17 protein-coding genes are annotated in these 17600 nt (G+C 65.7%); 9 read left to right on the top strand and 8 right to left on the bottom strand.

What is annotated here, in order from left to right:
• The 5 genes from MA09_RS11810 to MA09_RS11790 form a co-directional block, all read right to left on the bottom strand.
• The gene (locus MA09_RS11810; protein WP_036248487.1) at nt 1-1956 is read right to left on the bottom strand and encodes a CocE/NonD family hydrolase; all 1956 of its coding nucleotides are present in this window, start codon (nt 1954-1956) and stop codon (nt 1-3) included.
• A gap of 59 nt (nt 1957-2015) precedes the next feature.
• Nucleotides 2016-3374, bottom strand: coding sequence for a TAXI family TRAP transporter solute-binding subunit (locus MA09_RS11805; RefSeq protein ID WP_036248631.1), 1359 nt, complete (start codon nt 3372-3374; stop codon nt 2016-2018).
• A 65-nt stretch (nt 3375-3439) separates the two neighbouring features.
• The gene (locus MA09_RS11800) at nt 3440-6718 is read right to left on the bottom strand and encodes a transglycosylase domain-containing protein (protein WP_081897559.1); all 3279 of its coding nucleotides are present in this window, start codon (nt 6716-6718) and stop codon (nt 3440-3442) included.
• A gap of 257 nt (nt 6719-6975) precedes the next feature.
• A complete protein-coding gene (locus MA09_RS11795; protein WP_036248485.1) occupies nt 6976-7776 on the bottom strand; it encodes a molybdopterin-binding protein in 801 nt (266 codons plus the stop codon).
• Nucleotides 7748-8617: an EI24 domain-containing protein gene (locus MA09_RS11790; protein WP_051933387.1), complete on the bottom strand. Its 870-nt coding sequence runs from the start codon at nt 8615-8617 to the stop codon at nt 7748-7750. Before MA09_RS11790 ends, MA09_RS11795 begins: the two co-directional genes overlap by 29 nt.
• 141 nt (nt 8618-8758) lie before the next feature.
• Here MA09_RS11790 and MA09_RS11785 point away from each other — a divergent pair, with 141 nt between their 5' ends.
• Both MA09_RS11785 and MA09_RS11780 read left to right on the top strand, forming a co-directional pair.
• Entirely contained in the window at nt 8759-9115 is a 357-nt protein-coding gene (locus tag MA09_RS11785; protein ID WP_036248483.1) for an FKBP-type peptidyl-prolyl cis-trans isomerase, read from the top strand.
• A gap of 252 nt (nt 9116-9367) precedes the next feature.
• Complete coding sequence (locus MA09_RS11780) at nt 9368-9622, top strand: acyl-CoA-binding protein (protein ID WP_036248481.1); 255 nt, start codon at nt 9368-9370, stop codon at nt 9620-9622.
• 59 nt (nt 9623-9681) lie between these two features.
• Here MA09_RS11780 and MA09_RS11775 read toward each other — a convergent pair whose 3' ends face one another.
• A complete protein-coding gene (locus MA09_RS11775; protein ID WP_036248478.1) occupies nt 9682-9963 on the bottom strand; it encodes a polyhydroxyalkanoic acid system family protein in 282 nt (93 codons plus the stop codon).
• 192 nt (nt 9964-10155) lie between these two features.
• Here MA09_RS11775 and MA09_RS11770 point away from each other — a divergent pair, with 192 nt between their 5' ends.
• From MA09_RS11770 to MA09_RS11750, 5 genes are all read left to right on the top strand, one after another.
• Nucleotides 10156-11658, top strand: a complete 1503-nt coding sequence (locus MA09_RS11770; RefSeq protein WP_051933386.1) for a hypothetical protein — start codon at nt 10156-10158, stop codon at nt 11656-11658.
• A 7-nt stretch (nt 11659-11665) separates the two neighbouring features.
• Nucleotides 11666-11941: a protealysin inhibitor emfourin gene (locus tag MA09_RS11765; RefSeq protein WP_036248475.1), complete on the top strand. Its 276-nt coding sequence runs from the start codon at nt 11666-11668 to the stop codon at nt 11939-11941.
• Between the two features lie 203 nt (nt 11942-12144).
• Complete coding sequence (fdxA, locus tag MA09_RS11760) at nt 12145-12468, top strand: ferredoxin FdxA (protein WP_027865906.1); 324 nt, start codon at nt 12145-12147, stop codon at nt 12466-12468.
• Nucleotides 12469-12608: 140 nt separating this feature from the next.
• Nucleotides 12609-13706, top strand: a complete 1098-nt coding sequence (locus MA09_RS11755) for an NAD(P)/FAD-dependent oxidoreductase (protein WP_036248472.1) — start codon at nt 12609-12611, stop codon at nt 13704-13706.
• 290 nt (nt 13707-13996) lie between these two features.
• The gene (locus MA09_RS11750) at nt 13997-15232 is read left to right on the top strand and encodes a polyhydroxyalkanoate depolymerase (RefSeq protein WP_036248468.1); all 1236 of its coding nucleotides are present in this window, start codon (nt 13997-13999) and stop codon (nt 15230-15232) included.
• A 58-nt stretch (nt 15233-15290) separates the two neighbouring features.
• Here the strand turns inward: MA09_RS11750 and MA09_RS11745 are convergent, their stop codons facing one another.
• Entirely contained in the window at nt 15291-15626 is a 336-nt protein-coding gene (locus MA09_RS11745; protein ID WP_036248467.1) for an RcnB family protein, read from the bottom strand.
• A 107-nt stretch (nt 15627-15733) separates the two neighbouring features.
• Between MA09_RS11745 and rsxB the strand changes: the two genes are divergently transcribed.
• The gene (rsxB, locus tag MA09_RS11740; RefSeq protein ID WP_036248465.1) at nt 15734-16438 is read left to right on the top strand and encodes an electron transport complex subunit RsxB; all 705 of its coding nucleotides are present in this window, start codon (nt 15734-15736) and stop codon (nt 16436-16438) included.
• 9 nt (nt 16439-16447) lie between these two features.
• Nucleotides 16448-17140 (top strand): endonuclease III, encoded by a 693-nt coding sequence (gene nth / locus MA09_RS11735; RefSeq protein ID WP_036248463.1) that lies wholly within the window; start codon nt 16448-16450, stop codon nt 17138-17140.
• Nucleotides 17141-17145: 5 nt separating this feature from the next.
• On the opposite strand, the gene MA09_RS11730 is transcribed toward nth, so the two are convergent.
• The gene (locus tag MA09_RS11730; protein ID WP_036248460.1) at nt 17146-17508 is read right to left on the bottom strand and encodes a nuclear transport factor 2 family protein; all 363 of its coding nucleotides are present in this window, start codon (nt 17506-17508) and stop codon (nt 17146-17148) included.
• Nucleotides 17509-17600: the final 92 nt, after the last annotated feature.

Genomic DNA, 17600 nt, shown 5'->3' with positions numbered 1-17600 from the left:
TCAGTTAGCCGGCATCACCATCAGCTGCAGGCCCGATGCCGCGTCCGGCGCACGATACACGCGCTGGGTCGCCTTTTTGAAGTCTTCCGGCTTCGCTTTCGGGATGTGGGTGAAGGTCTGCGGATTCAGGTCGACCAGCGGGAACCACGAGCTTTGCACCTGCACCATGATGCGGTGGCCGCGGCGGAAGGTGTGGTTCACTTCGCCGATGTCGAAGCTGATCGCTTCCTGCTTGCCCGGGGTGAAAGGCTCGGGCTTCTCGAAGCTGTTGCGGAACTTGCCGCGCAGCGGATTGCCGCGCACCAGTTGCTGGTAGCCGCCCAGGTTCAGGCTCGGAGGAGCGACGTCGTTGCCCTTGCGCTCGACCGCCGGGGTGGGATACCCGCTTGGGTAGACGTCGATCAGCTTGACCACCCAGTCGGCGTCCGTCCCGGTGGTCGACACGAACAGCTTCGGCACCACAGAACCGACCACCGTCACGTCCTCTTCCAGCACCTCGCTCTGGTACACCAGCACGTCGGGGCGGGTCGCGGCGAAGCGTTGGTCCGACACCATGTACTCGCGCGGCACGCCCGTGGCCGGGTAGCCGATGAAGGGCACCGGCTTGCGCGGGTCGGCCACGTATTCGTCGTAGCCGGCGCCGCTGGCAACTGGCGGCTTCCAGTCCAGCCTACCGTTCGGGCCGAAGTACAGGGTGCGCGCCTTCGCCGGCGCCGGCGGCCAGGCCGCGTAGCTGCGCCAGACGTTGGTGCCGGTTTCGAAAGCCGTCACGCTCGGGATCGCGCGCGCCGGTTTCACACCCTTCAGGTGCTGCTCGAAGAAGGGGAACTGGATCTCGCGGCGGAAGTATTCGCCCGTCTTCGCATCGAAGCTCACGTGACCCAGGCGCGCGCCGTCGCTGCGGGCCCAGCCGCCGTGCACCCAGGGGCCCATCACCAGCGCGTTCGGCGTGCCCGGGTTGTTCTTGCCGACCGCTTTATAAATCGCGAACGGCCCCGCCGGGTCTTCCGCGTCGAACCAGCCGCCCACGGTCAGCACCGCCGCCTTCACGTTCTTCATGTGCGGCGTGATGGCGCGCGAACGCCAGAACTCGTCGTAGGTATCGTGCACGATGGTCGGCTCGAGCAGCTCGCGCTGCTCCGCGCTCATGCTGGCGAGGATGTTTTCCATCGTCAGGCGCTTCAGGAAGAAGTCGTAGGCGTCGGCCTCGCCGTACTCGAAGCGCGAACGCTCCTTGTTGCCCGTGGTCGGGTTCTTCTGCGGCAGGAAGGACGAATAAAAGTCGAAGTTCGCCGACAGCATGAAGGCGCCGCCGTGGTAGGAGTCGTCGCCCATGTACAGATCGGCGATCGGCGCCTGCGGCGAGGCGGCCTTGATCGCCGGGTGCGAGTCGATGATGCTCGCGGCCGCGTAGAAGCCCGGGTAGCTGATGCCCCAGATGCCGACGCGGCCGTTGTTGTTCGGGATGTGCTTCAGCAGCCATTCGACGGTGTCGTGCATGTCCTCGCTTTCCTGGCCCTCGCCCTTGAGGCGCTTGCCCTTGGCATGCGGGGTCATTTCCTGCCACAAGCCTTCCGACATGTAGCGGCCGCGCACGTCCTGGGTCACGAAGATGTAGCCGGATTCCTCCAGCTCGCGCGAGGGGCTGAGCGCCTCGGGGAACCAGTCCACGCCGTAGCGCTGCTCGCCCTGCGCATACACGCCGGCGCTGTAGGGGGTGCGCTGCACCAGGAAGGGATACGGTTTGGAGCTGTCCTTCGGCACGTACACCGTCGTGAACAGCTTGACGCCGTCACGCATCGGGATGCGGTACTCATACTTGGTATAGGCCTCGCGCGGGTTGCGCTTTTGGGCCGGCGCATCCGCATGTGCTGCGGATACGCTTGCAGCCTGGGCCCCAACGGCACAGGCCAGCATCACGCCCAATGCAAGGGCGGACAACGGACGACGGATCATGGCTTCTTTCGAATTCGAGACAAAGGCCGCCAGTGTAATCGTTTCCGCGAGAGAAATTGCTATTTCCGCATCAGCCCTTGGGGAAGCGCCATGCCATGCTGGTCGATAGTGCCGCGCACCCGCTCACGCACGAAGTTGATGTGGCTGCGCAGGCGATACAGCTCTTCCGCGTAGGCGAGCGGGATCGAGATGTGGTTGACGCGCTCCTCGATGTCATCCAGGCGCAGCAGCAAGCCTTCACGCGCGGCTTCCCGGTCTTCCGGCGCGATCGTTTCCAGTTCCTGCTCCACCTTGCGCAGTTCGCCGTACCAGCGATACACGCGCGAGCGCACCCGCCACACGTAGATCGGCGGAACGATCTTCGACAAGGGAATCAGGAGCGCGGCCAGCGCCACCGCAACCACCCACAGGCGCTCGAACAGGTTGGCCAGCCAGAAGCGCATGTAGCGCTGCAGGAAAGGCGGACCGTCGCGGTAGTAGCGCTCCGCCTCGCGCGCCACCGGGATCTCGGTGTACTTCGGCGAGGGGAACTGGCCCTGCTGCTGGAACCACCCCGCCTTGCCGTGGATCTCGCCGGCCGACTTCACCAGCAGGCCCATCAGGGCCGGGTGCAGGTCTTCGCGCGCCACCAGGGTGGCGGTGGGCGCGATCAGGTGGTAGTCCTGGGCCGGGATGTCGCGCCCGAGGTCGACGATCCCGCGCGGCAGCACCACGTGGGTCAGGAAAGGCAGGCGGCGGGTGTAGGCATCGGCCTGGGTGAAGTTGAATAGCTTGATGCCGGGGGTCTGCAGCAGCATCTGGATCAGCGGCGCTTCCGGCGCGGAACTGAACACCAGGCCGTCGATGCGGCCCGCCAGCAGTTCCACCGTGGCCGGCGTGTTCTCCAGCGCCCCGATCTCCAGCTCGCCCGGCCCGATGCCGTTGGCGTCCAGCAGTTGGCGGAACAGGCGCGGCACGCCTGTGCCTTCCGGCCCCAGGTTGATGCGCTTGCCGCGCAGGTCGGTCAGCTGCGTTACCCCAGCCGGCTCGCGCAGGAACAACCAGACCGGTTCGGTGAACAGGCTGCCCAGCGAGAGCAGTCCGGCCCGTGCAGCCTCGCCGTCTTCCGTGGAGCCGCTCTGCACGAAGGCGACGTCCACCTTGCCCTCGAGGAGGCGCTGCAGGTTGTCACGGGACCCGAGCGAAGGCTGCAGGCTCAGCTTGATCTCGTCGCGCGCCAGCCGGGCGGCATACTGGCGGCCGAATTCCTCGTAGGCGCTGTTGAACTGACCGGTGGCCATGCCGAGCTGGCGCGGCGGCGCCGGGTCGACCCAGATGTAGGCCAGCACGGCCACCGCGACCGCCGCCAGCAGCGTCGGCCCGCTTGCGACCAGCAGATCGCGCAGGGACACGATGCTGAACTGGCGCACACGCGTCATGGCCCGCATGACAGAGCCGACCCGCGCACCGCGCTTTGCTTCCCCGGGTGCGCCAGCCTCCCCTTTCAACGGACGCACTGACGCTGGGCGGCAATGCTGCCCGGAGGCGGCTCGATCATCGGCATCAGGCTCGGCGCCAGGTTGGCCAGCAGTTGCACCGGCAGCGCGCTGGTGAAGTCGTAGTTACCGGACTGCGGGCCGTGCACGTAGGCGGTCATGCTGCCGAAGTAGCGCTCGCCGATATTGAAGACGAAGGTGGCCGAGCGGTTCACGTAGCGCGACTCGATCACACGCCCGCCGCGCGCATACACTTCGAAGCGCTGGTCGCCGGTGCCGGTCTTGCCGCCCACCGCGATCACGCTGCCGTCGGACTGCATGAAGGCGGTCTTGACGCGCTTGGCGGTGCCGTCGGTGACCACGCCCTGGATTGCGTCCGCGACCGCGCGTGCCACTTCCGGCGCCAGCACCTGCTCCTTGCCGCCGCCCTTGCTGCGCTTGACCAGGGTCTCGTAAGGCGTCGCCTTGGCGAAGTGCAGCGAGTCGATGCGCTCGACCGGCTTGCGCACGCCGCCGTTGACGATGATGCCCATCAGCTCGGCCAGCGCGGCCGGACGGTCGGCCGAGGCGCCCAGCGTGGTCGCATAGGACGGCACCAGCGAATCGAAGGGATAACCCATCTTCTTCCACTGGGCGTGGATCTTCAGGAAGGCTTCCACCTCGAGCAGGCCGGCGATGCGGTTGTCCTGCGCGTGCTTGCGGTGGGTCTTGAACAGCCACGAATACACTTCCTGGCGCTCCTTGACGCTGGCATTCGTCACTTCGGTCCAGCCGGCCTTCGGATGGGTGCGCAGGTAGCCCGCCAGCCAGAGTTCCAGCGGGTGGACCGAGGCCACGTAGCCGCGGTCGGCCAGCGACATATTGCGCGGGTCGTACATCTCGTACATCTTCGGGATGCGGTCGGGGTCCATGTCGCTCGCCGCCGGCAGCGACTTGGTGATGAATTCGCCGAACTGCGCCAGGGTGGCATCCGGGAACACGGTGCGGTGCGCGGCGGCCAGCTTGGAGGCCAGCGGACGCACGCCCGAGAACAGCAGCGCCTCGATCTCGGCCGGGGTCTTGCCCTTGTACTTGTTCCAGAACTTGGCCATGAAGACCTTGCCTTCGTTGTCGGCGAAGCGGGCCAGGTACATCTGGCGGCGCGGGTCGTCGGCATCGGCCAGCAGCTGGGCCGAGGAGCCCGGCAGCTGGAACATGTAGTAGCGCACCACGTCGCGCATCATGCGCACGAAGACCAGGTTGGTCGACTGGCGCAGGGCCTCGGTGACCGTCATGATCTTGCTGTTGTCCAGCTTGCTGAAGTTGCCGAAGGTGTGCAGGCCGCCGCCGGTGAAGAAGGCTTCGCCCGGGTTGGCCGAGTACTTGCGCTCCATCGCCGCCGCCAGCATCGGCTTGAGGCCGCGGTCGGCACCCTTGGGCAGCGTACGGAAGTATTCCAGCGCCCATTGCGACATGCGGTCCTTCGCATCGACCGTCACGCCCATCAGGCCGATCTCGTCCATCGGCTCGAAGCGCTTGTGCAGCTGGTCGACGATGTCGAGGTAGGTCACCAGGGTGCGCAGCTTGGCGGTGGAACCGAGGTCGAGCTTGGCGCCTTCGTTGATGTCGAGCGGCTGGTCGTAGTTGTCGGTCTGGACGCGCAGGTAGTTCACGTGCTCGCCGCGCTCCATCAGGGTGAAGCTGTACACCACCTGGGACGGGTCGCCGTTGCCGAGCAGGCCCTTGCCGGTCAGGCCGGCGGCTTTCGCGACCTCGGCATCGGACAGCTTGCGCAGCACGTCGGTGACGGCCTGCTGGACCTGGGAGTCGAGCGTCGACACCACCGACAGGTCGAGGCGGTCGAGGTTGTACAGGCGGTTGTCGCCCACCAGGTAGCCGAGGTGGTTGCGCACCGCGTTGGCGGCCTTGCGCGACACGAAGGCGTCGGCGCCCGGCGCGGCCACGCCCGAGCCCTGGGCCGGATGCAGCTCCACCTTCAGGGCGGCGTCGCGCAGCTGCGGCGAGATCACGCCGGCCTGCGCCAGCACGCGCAGGTGGCTGTTGGTGAGGGTTTCGAGGTCATGCTCGCCGGCGCCCAGGTAGTAGGCCGGGCGGCGCTGCGCGATCATCAGGGACAGCGCTTCCTTGTAGGCCGTCACCGCCTCGGTACTGTCCATCGGGCCGCGCAGCATCTTGCTGGTCTTGTCGAAGTCGCGGCCGTACCAGACCCACATGCCGTCGCCGATGCCGTTGACTTCGCCGTAGCCCGGCTTGGCCGACAGCGGCACGGTATTCAGGTAGTCGAGCACGATCTGGCGCCGTGCCTTCGTGGTGTCTTCGCCGTCCTGGTAGGCGCGCAGCGTGGCCGAGGCCATCTGGATCATCTTGTCCTGCAGCGAACCGGTGCGTCCTTCCGGCGAATGGCGGTACTTCTCGATCTGGGTCGCGAGCGTCGAGCCGCCGGCCACGCGCCCGCCGCCGCCCAGGCCGATACTGCTCAGGGTCTTGTCGAACACCGCTTTCGAGAAGCGGTCCCATTCGACCGCCGGATTGCGATGCGGGTAGGCCGGGTCGAGCAGTTCGCGGTTCTCGATGAACAGCAGGCTTTGCACCAGCAGCGGCGGCGCTTCCTCGAACTTGTGGTAGAAGCGCTCGGGGAAGCGCGAGGCGAACAGCGGCTGCGCGCGGCAGTCGAGGATCTCGAGGCCGACCTTGGTCTTTTCGTGGTAGGTGGCGTACAGGCCGCGGTCGGCGAACTCCACCATCTTGGGCGACATGCGGGCCTGGGCGTCGATGTAGTAGCCGCGCGACTGCAGCTTCTGCAGGTAGGCCGGCATGCTGGCGTAGCCCAGGCGGGTGTCATAGGGGCTTGCATCGGGGAAGCGGATCGCGTTGCTCGGCCCCTTCTCCATGCGGAAGGTGAGATCGGCGGCCATCTCGGCGAAGATCTTCGCCTGCAGGCGCGAGGTGCGCATCTCGAGCGCGCCCCAGCCGCCCAGCAGCACCAGCAGGATCAGGAGGGCAAGGTAGAACCAGGGCTTGAAGCGGCGCTTGCGCGGCGCCGGCTCGGGCGCTCCTTCGGGCGCTCCTTCGGGGCGCTCCGGCGGCACAGGCGCGCCGCTGGGCGCACCACCGCCGGCCGCCAGGTGCGGATAGGCTTCGTACAGGGGAACATCGCTGCCGCCCGCGGATGCGAGCGCGGGGGCGCTGCCGCTCATGGCCTGGGCGGTTCGCCGGAACCACTCGCCTAGCGCGCGCATGACATTGCTGACATTACTGGGCCGCTCGATGCGGCGAATACTATCCATGATGGCTCAACTGGTCTGAATCAAATCGTGCTCAATCCCTGCAACCTGCCCGCCATCCTTGCCCTGGTGTGTTCGAGTGATTGGGTCCTCGTCAGTCTGCAAAAATGCGCGGTGCAAACTCACTCAGGATTGCACCTCCACAGGTATCATTCCACCACATCAATACGACACGCGCGAGACACCGTTTAACAAATTTGATGCGCGCGAAGAATTTTCGCAAAAAAACAACGGCTGGGTTAGCAGGATGGCATGCAGTCCTACAAAGGCCGGAATTCGGCCCCGCGGCGCTGCAGTTCGGCCTGCATGGCAAGGAATGCAGGCTCCACTTGCGCAGGCGCGCCCTTCACTCCCAGTTCGATGTGGCGCCGGGTCCGGGCGTCGCCCACGCTCGGCAGGCTGAACACCCTTACCCCTGGATATTCGCGCTCGATCGCCTCCATCAGCGGGGTGAGCGATGCCTCCGCCTGCTCGTAAACGATCAGCGCGCGTTCCAGGTGGACAGAGGCGTGGAATAAATGAGCGTAGTGGGTGTCGAGCACCCATTCGATCATGGGCCAGGCCATGACCGGGAAGCCGGGCACGAAGTGGTGGTCGGCCACGCCCGGGTCCTTTATCGAAAAACCGGCGATGCGGTTGTAGGGATTCGGGATCAGGCTTGCGCCCTGCGGGAATTCGGCCATCTTCAGGCGCTGCAGGTTCTCGGGCGCCCCGAGGTCGGCCTCCATCCCCGCCTCGCGCGCGGTCTCGCGGATGCGCTCCTCGATGTTCAGGCGCCCTTCGGGATGCAGCACCAGGGGCAGCCCGAGCGCGGCGGCCGCGCACTGGCGCGTGTGGTCGTCCGGGGTGGCGCCGATGCCGCCGCAGGAGAACACGATGTCTTCCCCGGCAAAGCTGCGCCGGAGCAGCGCCGTCAGGCGGACTGGGTCGTCGCCCACGAATTCGGCCCAGGCCAGCTGCAGGCCGCGCGCGCCGAACAGCTCCACCACTGTCGAAAAATGCTTGTCCTGGCGCCTGCCGGACAGGATCTCGTCACCGATGACGATCAGGCCGAATGCCATGGCGTTCTCCTTCGTTCAGGTGTGCGCCCGCGCGCAGTTCTTCAAGCGCTCCGAGGCAGAAATACTGGAACCACAGCCCGGCGAACAGGAAGATCATGACATACAGCCACAGCGACAGCATGGCCAGGAAGGGAAACAGCACGATCGAGAGCAGCGCACCGCCCATCCAGGCGATGCCGGGCAAGGCGCCGGCCAGGCCGGAGGCGAAGCCGATGCCCCACAGCGCGCCGCGGTGGCGCCGCATCAGCTCGTGCCGCTCTTCGGGACTGGCGTGCGCGGCCAGCGCGTCGTAGCTCATCACGCGCGAGGTCACCCAGGCCCACAGGCAGGCCTGCACCAGCCAGGCCAGCGGCGGCAGCGCATACAGCGGCAGCGTGAACAGCCACAGCACCGCAAACACCGCCGTGCTGCCGACGTTGACGGCAACGCTGCCGAAAAAACTGCCACCCTCCTTGCGCTGCAGCTTGGGATACTGGCTGTTGCCCACGTGGCGCTCGATCTGCGGCATGGCGATCACGCCCATGAACAGCAGCGCCGAACCGATCATCAGGGGCAGCAGCAGCGCAATCGCCAGCAACGGCACCACCATCACCTTGAGCACGCCCAGGCCGAGCATGGCCAGCATGTTGCCGCTCGCTTGGTGCCAGCCATAGTCCGCGAACACGCCCTGCAGCCAGTCGAGCAAGGGCTGCAGGCCGGTCCACAGCACAGCGCCCCACAGCAGCAGCGACAGCACCAGCGGCGCGCCGGACAGCAGCAGCATGCGGCGCGAGAACTGGGCGCGCAGCGCGCGCCGATAGGCGGTGCCGACGCCCTGCGTGGCAGCTCTGGTTCTCTGCATTGCAGCTCCTTGTTCCCGATTCCGATATTGCCATTGTACCCAGATGCGCGCACAAGGCCGCCTGGCCGGCAGGCAGGCGCATTGGCGCGACCAGGACCGATGCACTACAATCGCCGTTCAACTTGAACAACAGGGAAAACCATGTCCACCATTACCACTGATTCCGGCCTGCAATACGAAGACACCGTCGCCGGCAGCGGCGCCGAGGCCAAAGCCGGCCAGCACGTCACCGTCCACTACACCGGCTGGCTGCGCAACGACGACGGCAGCCAGGGCGCCAAGTTCGATTCGAGCAAGGACCGCAACGACCCGTTCCAGTTCGCGCTGGGCGCCGGCCACGTGATCCGCGGCTGGGATGAAGGCGTGCAGGGCATGAAGGTCGGCGGCCAGCGCCGCCTGACCATCCCGGCCAGCCTGGGCTACGGCGCACGCGGCGCCGGCGGCGTGATTCCGCCGAACGCGACGCTGATCTTCGACGTCGAACTGCTGGCGGTCTAAGCAACGCGTAGACGTGATCTGGTCCGGTGGACCAGATCACGCTTTGCCGTGCGCGCATTCAACTACACGGTGCGATCAAGCACATCGTCCATACGCGTGCCGCTTGAACGCGCGGTCGGCGAAGCCGACCACCCTCCCCCCCTTGAGCATCCCCTCTAAAGTTCGCTCGGTTTGGCAGTGGACACGCCCCTCCTGCGCTAAGATCCTCTCCTGCATTTCCACATTGCCAACGCAACCAACACAGGAGTATTCATGAGCTTGCAGGAACAGTTCGCCCAGGCCCAGGCCGAATCCAAGAATCTGCCGGAACGCCCGGACAACATGACCTTGCTGAAGATCTACGCGCTGTACAAGCAGGGATCGAGCGGCGACGTCACCGGCGAGCGCCCGGGCATGACCGATTTCGTCAACCGCGCCAAGTACGACGCCTGGGCCGCCCTCAAGGGCACCTCGCAGGAAGACGCGATGCAGCAGTACATCGACCTGATCGAAGAACTCAAGGGCTGATCCGGCCCTCCCGGCCACCCCGTGGCGGCGCCCGGGCAGTGCCCGGGCCCTGCCTGAAATCAGGCGGTCACGAACACCTTGCGCATCTTTTCCGTCACCTTGGCCTCGATGGCCGGGGCGAATGCGCCCATGAAGAATCCCAGGCGGATCCGCATGGCCGCGCGCTGGCCTTCCAGGCTGAGCGCGCCCTCCACGCCGCTGCGCTCGAAGCGCAGCACGTCGCCGTCCCACTGGCACGCCAGGCCATACTCGGCCGCGATCCGCTGCGCCACCTGCTGGGCGGCCTCGCGCGCCTGTTGGGGGCTCAGGTTGTGTTCCTGGACGATGCTAATTTCCGACATGCTGGGCAATCCTTCTTCTGTGTAGTTATGCACGGTTGCAAGAAAAGTCCGCCATGATGCCAGCAGACGGCAGAGTCGGCCAGTCTTGTGAGCGTTTCGGGTCTCGATCCAAATCAATTGATTCCTCTCAATGCCTGCGCCGCCCGGCGCGCGACCATTGGAATGCCGCCCGACAATTCGCAAGGAGCCGTCATGGAATCAGGTGCCCTCTTGCCGGACGAACTGGACACGTCTCGTGACCAGCCGCCGGTCCGCTTCATCCCTACGCCCAGCGCCCCCTACCAGCAGCAGCACCGTCTCGCCAAGCTGCTCGAGCAGCCCGCCGAGCCATCCGGCGACCCGACGATGGAATCCGGGCCCGAGGAAGAACCACTCGAAGCGCCGGCGCTGCCCCATGCCTTCGGCGCCCGCGTCCTGATGTGGAAGCAGGACCCGTCGGTGGGCGAGATCGGCACCCGCCGCGCTTACCTGCCCGGCCCGGTGCTGGCCGGCCCGCGCGACGCCCGCATCGCCCCGGGCGCGCCCGGCATCGACCCGGTCGAGCCGAATGCCCTCGGCGACTTCGTCACCCAGCCCGACACCCCGCAGTTCGACGCGGTGCACACTTTTGCCGTGGTGCGCCAGACGCTGACCATGTACCAGCGCTCCCTGCTCGCCGCCGGCCTCGACATGCCCCTGCCCTGGCAGTGGAACACCAGCCTGGACACGCGTCCGCTGGCGGTCTACCCCTATGGCCTGCCGAACGTGATGAACGCCTTCTACAGCCGCACCCAGGGCTGCCTGAAGTTCGGCGATTTCATTCCCAACGGGGTTGAAGGAGGCGAGGCTGCGCGCGTGTACACCTGTCGCTCCTTCGACATCGTGGCCCACGAGACGGCGCACGCGGTGCTCGACGGCATCAAGCCGCAATGGCTGCTGGCCGACGCCCCGCCCCAGACCGGCGGCCTGCACGAAGCCTTCGGCGACCTCACCGCGATCTTCCTGGCCCTGTCCCAACTCGACCAGTGCGAAGCGGTGGTGGCCCAGACCAAGGCCCACCTGCACGACAAGACTTATCTCTCCGACATCGCCGAGCAGTTCGGCACGGCGCTGGGCGGCACCACCGGCCTGCGCAATGCCGACAACGACCTGACGCTGGCGCAGGCCGGCACCCAGGTGCACGCGATCTCGCAGGTGTTCACCGGCGCCATGTACGACGTGCTGGCCGACATGTTCGCCTACGAGCGCAACCCCGTTTACGACGACTGCGCAGCGGTGCTGCACCGGGTGGCGGCCTACCTGCGCGGGTTGCTGCTGCGCGCCCTGATCGCCGCGCCCGACCGCGCCGCGACCTACGTCGACGTGGTCAACGGGATGCTGCGCATCGTGCAGGAAGACGGCAAGCCGGCCGCCTACGCGGGCTTCATCCGCAACCAGTTCGCGCGCCGTGACGTGGTCGAGCAGCCGCAGGAGCTCTCCGGACCGGCCGCCATGGGCCAACTGGCGTGCGGACCGCTGGTGCCGAAGGTCTGCGACAAGCCGGGCGCGCGCCAGGACCGCCGTTCCTGCTGCGGCACCATGAACCTGCCCGAATACTACCGGGTGGACCGGGTACTCGACAGCGAAGCCCAGGCGCTGGCGCGCTGGTGCGCATCCAACGGCCGGATCGGCGAATGCGTCGTGCCTGACGCGCGCGTCGTGCCGGTGTCCACATGAAATCCACATGAAAATCAGCGCCCGCGCCTGCGGCGGTTTCGCCGGGCTGGCCGAAGCCTACGACCTCGACACCGCCGCCCACCCCGGCGGCGGCGATTTCGAGGATCTCCTGCAACGGCTCGACTTCTTCTCGGCATCGCCCAGCTGCCCGCTCGGGGCCGACCTGCCGCGCTGGGAGATCACGGTCGAGGACGGCCCGCGCTGCCATACCGTATTCCTGCGCGAGGACGGCAGCGGCGGCGACTGGCAGGCCCTGCTCGACCGGCTCAGGACCAGCGCATGAGCGTTACGTGTGCGGCAAAGAGCAAGTCCGGACCGTGGATGGCCGCCGCGGCACGCCATCGCGGTCCACATTTGCTTATATATATTGTGTATAAGCCTGATTTGTAGGAAAACCCGAATTGCCCTAAAATACAGTGCTTTGCAAGTCCCGCCGGCCCACGCAGCGCCCGGTGCCGCGACACTTCAACAACTAATAGGACTGTTATGACCCACGTTGTCACCGAATCGTGCATCCGTTGTCGCTACACCGACTGCGTCGATGTATGCCCGGTAGATTGTTTCCGGGAAGGCCCGAATTTCCTCGCCATCGACCCTGACGAATGCATCGACTGCGCCGTCTGCGTGGCCGAGTGCCCGGTGAACGCGATCTATGCGGAAGAAGACGTGCCGTCCGACCAGCAGCAGTTCATCAAGCTGAACGCGGATCTCGCGCGCTTCTGGCCATCGATCACCAAGACCAAGCCGGCGCTCCCCGACGCCGAAGAGTGGAAAGACGTCAAAGACAAGCTGGACCAGCTCGCCCGCTGACCGCGACAAGGGCGGCCCCGCCCGGGGTCGCCTTCTGCGCAGGTTCGTCAATCATGGCACACTAGCGGCCATCGTCTCATCCACACCCACGCGTCTACAGCCACGCATCTACAGCCATAATTCACAGAAAGTTTAAGCGCATGACTATCAGTGCCTCCCACGAAGCGGGCAGCATCGCTCCCAACAGCTCGTTCGCCGGCGCGATCGACGCCGATGCCGTGATCATCGGCGCCGGTCCGGTCGGCCTGTTCCAGGTCTTCGAACTCGGCCTCCTCGAAATCAAGGCCCACGTCATCGATTCGCTGCCGGCTGTCGGCGGCCAGTGCGTGGAACTGTATCCGGACAAGCCGATCTACGACATCCCGGCCGTGCCGGTGTGCACCGGCCAGGAACTGACCGACAACCTGCTCAAGCAGATCGAGCCCTTCGAGCCGACCTTCCACCTGGGCCAGGAAGTGACCACCGTCCAGCGCCGCGAAGACAACCGCTTCAACGTCGAGACCTCGCTTGGGACCCGCTTCATCACCAAGACCATCTTCATCGCTGCCGGCGTCGGCTCGTTCCAGGCGCGCACCATGAAGGTCGACGGCATCGAGAAATTCGAGAACAGCCAGCTGTTCTACCGCGTCAAGGATCCGGCGCTGTTCGAAGGCAAGAATCTGGTCATCTGCGGCGGCGGCGACTCCGCCCTGGACTGGGCCCTGAACTTCGTCAGCAAGGCCGAGTCGGTCGTGCTGCTGCACCGCCGCGAAGATTTCCGCGCGGCCCCGGCTTCGGTGGCCAAGATGAAGGCCCTGTGCGACGAGTACGAGATGCAGCTGATCATCGGCCAGGTCACCGGCTTCGATGAAGCGGACGGCAAGCTGACCGAAGTGAAGGTCACCGGCGCCGACGGCGTCACCCGCCGCGTACCGCTGGACATGCTGCTGGTGTTCTTCGGCCTGTCGCCGAAGCTGGGCCCGATTGCCGAATGGGGCCTGGACATCGAGCGCAAGCAGCTCAAGGTCGTGGACACCGAGAAGTTCGAGACCAACGTGCCGGGCATCTTCGCCGTGGGCGACATCAACACCTACCCGGGCAAGAAGAAGCTGATCCTGTCGGGCTTCCACGAAGCCGCGCTGGCTGCCTTCGGCGCCGCGCCGTACATCTTCCCGGACAAGAAGATCCACATGCAGTACACGACGACCTCGCCGAAACTGCACAAGATTCTCGGCGTCGAGACCCCGGTCTTCGACTGATTTTTACCTTCTGGTAAAAAATGCCGCCCGGCGCAAGCTCGGCGGCATTTTTCATTGGCGCTCGCGTCTGCGTTCAGTAAGTCCGATGCAACGGAAAAGCCGTGTCGGACAGCGCCTACCTGCTTATGTGGTCCGCTTCACCGAGCGGTATTGCACAAATATGCTACAACTGGTCTGTGAATAAAGGGAAGTGAAAACGACTGTTTCCACAAGTAAATCACTATCCCCTATAATTGACTGAGAGCATGCGCAATCGATTGCGACGCCTAGTCCACCCGAAGGAATTATTTATGCTTTACCAACTGCACGAGATGCAACGCTCCTTCCTGACCCCGCTGATGCAGTGGGCAGATGCGTCGTCGAAACTGTTCTCCAACCCCGTTTCGCCGTTCGCGCACACCCCGTTCGCGCAGCGTATCGCTGCCGGCTACGAGCTGATGTACCGCCTGGGGAAGGATTACGAAAAGCCGGCGTTCGGCATCAAGACCGTGCGTATCAATGATGCCGACGTCGGCATCATCGAGCGCACGGCCGTCGAAAAGCCGTTCTGCAAGCTCATCCATTTCAAGAAAGACCTGAGCGACAAGGATTTTGCCGCGCTCGGGCAGCCGAAGGTGCTGGTCGTCGCGCCCCTGTCGGGTCACCATGCCACCCTGCTGCGCGACACCGTGCGCGCCCTGCTGGTCGAGCATGACGTCTACATCACCGACTGGATCGACGCGCGCATGGTGCCGCTGTCGAAGGGTCCGTTCCACCTTGACGACTACATCTACTACGTCCAGGACTTCATCCGCCACCTCGGCCCGGACGTGCACGTGATCTCGGTGTGCCAGCCGACCGTGCCGGTGCTGGCGGCGATCTCGCTGATGGCGACCAACAACGATCCCAAGCTGCCGAAGACCATGACGATGATGGGCGGCCCGATCGACCCGCGCAAGTCGCCCACCGCGGTGAATGACCTGGCGGTCGAGAAACCGTTCTCGTGGTTCGAGAACACCGTGATCTACTCGGTGCCGGGCAACTACCCGGGCTTCGGCCGCAAGGTCTATCCGGGCTTCCTGCAGCATGCCGGCTTCATCGCGATGAACCCGGGCCGCCACGCCCAGAGCCACCGCGAGTTCTACCAGCACCTGGTGCGCGGCGACGACGATTCGGCCGAAGCGCACCGCCAGTTCTACGACGAGTACAACGCCGTCCTCGACATGCCGGCCGAGTACTACCTGGAGACCATCAAGACCGTGTTCCAGGAACACCGCCTGCCGAAGGGAACCTGGGAAGTCGGCGGCCAGCTGGTGCGTCCGCAGGACATCAAGACGGTGGCGCTGTTCACTGTCGAGGGCGAGCTGGACGACATCTCCGGCCTGGGCCAGACCCGCGCCGCGCACGACCTGTGCACGGGCATCCCGAAGGAGATGCACCAGGAGTTCGTGGCGCCCAAGTGCGGCCACTACGGCATCTTCTCGGGCCGCCGCTGGCGCGAGATCATCTGCCCGAAGATCGGGGAATTCATCCGGGCGCATGCCTGATTGACGTAAAAATGCCGGAGCTTGCTCCGGCATTCTTGTTTGGGGCTGCGGTCTCGTTTCACCGCCCCACCAGCACCTCCTGCACCACCCCGGTTGCAATCGCCACCATCGCAAAATCGCTCCCCGCCTGCACCCACTGGTGCCCCGGCGGCGGCTCCGTCAGGCGATGCGCCTTCCAGTTCTCCACCACGAAATGATGGGTCCGGTAACGTGGCGGCAGCTGCTCGCCGCGCTTGAGCTGGCCGCTGGACTCCACGCTGCGATAAGGGCCGGCCTTGGCGGCCTGCTTCGCCTGCTGCGCACGCGCTTCCTGTTCGCCGCGCTGGTGCGCCTGGGCCGCGGCGCCACCGGCCAGCACCACGGCAACGAGTACCGGTACGATGAGTTTGTTCATGTGACCTCCGTTCAGCGTCGAGGCTCCAGTACAGCACGCACGGACACGGCAGTCTGTTCGCTCCAGCACGCAGGGCAACTTCGCGTCTCCCCCGGTTTTGGCGGATAATGTCGCTTTTACCCGTTCATCGCACCGTGACCAAGACCCTCGCCGACCTGATCGAAGACGCACTGCCGCAGACGCAATGCACGAAGTGCGGCTATCCCGCATGCCGTCCGTATGCGGAAGCGATCGCGCGCGGCGAAGCCGAGATCAACCAGTGCCCGCCCGGCGGCATGGAGGGCGTGCGCCGCCTGTCCGCCGTTACCGGGCGTCCGGTCATTCCGCTCAATCCGGCCAACGGCATCGAGCGCCCGCGCCCGGTCGCCTTCATCGACGAATCGCTCTGCATCGGCTGCACGCTGTGCATCCAGGCCTGCCCGGTGGACGCCATCATGGGCGCGGCCAAGCAGATGCACACCATCCTGCCGAGCCTGTGCACCGGCTGCGATCTGTGCGTGGCGCCCTGCCCGGTCGACTGCATCTCGATGGTGCCCGTCACGCTCGAAACCGGCTGGGCCGCATGGTCGCAGGAAGCCGCCGACGCGGCACGAAGCCGCCATGACTTCCGCACCGAGCGCCTGCGCCGCGAGAGGGAAGAAAACGACGCGCGCCTGGCCGCCAAGGCGCTGGAAAAGATGCGCGCCGTGACGGCGGAAGTGACCAATACGCCGGAAGAACTGGCGGAGAAGGAGCGCAAGCGCGCCATCATCGCCGCGGCGATGGAACGGGCGCGCCTGAAGGCGGCGGGCAATTCGCCAGACAAAACGTAAGCAAAACTGATGAACCCGGCCAAACGTTTAGAAATTTTCACGCGCTTTCGCACGGCCAATCCGAAGCCGACCACCGAGCTCGAATTCACCACGCCCTTCGAACTCCTGATCGCGGTGCTGCTGTCCGCGCAGTCGACCGACGTCGGCGTCAACAAGGCCACGCGCCGCCTCTATCCGGTGGCGAACACGCCGCGGGCAATCCTCGACCTGGGCCTGGACGAACTCAAGTCCTATATCTCGACCATCGGCCTGTACAACACCAAGGCCGCCAATGTCATGGCGACCTGCCGGATCCTGGTGGAGCAGCATGGCGGCGAGGTACCGCGCTCGCGCGAGGCGCTGGAAGCCCTGCCCGGCGTGGGCCGCAAGACCGCCAACGTGGTGCTCAACACGGCCTTCGGGGAACCGACCATGGCGGTCGACACCCACATCTTCCGGGTCTCGAATCGCACCAAAATCGCACCGGGCAAGAACGTCGACATCGTCGAGCAGAAGCTGCTCAAGTTCGTGCCCAAGGACTTCCTGCACGACGCCCACCACTGGCTGATCCTGCACGGCCGCTACACCTGCGTGGCGCGCAAGCCGAAGTGCTGGAACTGCCTGATCGTGGACCTGTGCGAATACAAGGAAAAGACGCCGGCGCCGGCCGGCGTGATGGATCCTGCGGTGCAGGCCGCGGTACAGGCGGCCGAACTGGCCTGATCGCCTCAGCCGAGCCGTTTTTCGCCGGTAGCGAACGAGGCGCGCACGATGCGCCCGTCCACCACCTCGTACACGCACAGCATCTCCACCGTGCCCCGGCCTTCCGGGAAGTTGCGGGTCACGATCTCGAGGTCGGTGACGAAGTTGCCGAGTACGGAGCGGTTCAAAAGGCGGGCGTGCAGCTCGGGTTCCGCAAAGCGCTCCTGGTAGCGCAGGCGGATCTGGTCATGACCTTGCGCCAGCAGCGCGCCATGCAGAGAGAACTGCTGGGCGTCGGGGGCGTAGGTGCGCATCAGCGCGTCGAGGTCCTTGGCATTGTAGGCGTCGAGCTGCGCCTGGACGACGGCGAGGGGGGAAGTGGTGTTCATGGGCTCCGTGAGTGAAAAAACGCGCCAACCGCGGCGCGTTATGCATCTTACCGTAGGGCGGTCGGCAGAGCGTGATCTGGCCCACTGGACCG

It is taken from the genome of Massilia sp. BSC265, from assembly GCF_000740675.1.
In the GTDB taxonomy this organism is placed as follows: domain Bacteria; phylum Pseudomonadota; class Gammaproteobacteria; order Burkholderiales; family Burkholderiaceae_D; genus Telluria.
The sequence above is the reverse complement of the archived record's forward strand: the minus strand, read 5'-3'. Positions and strand labels throughout refer to the sequence as shown.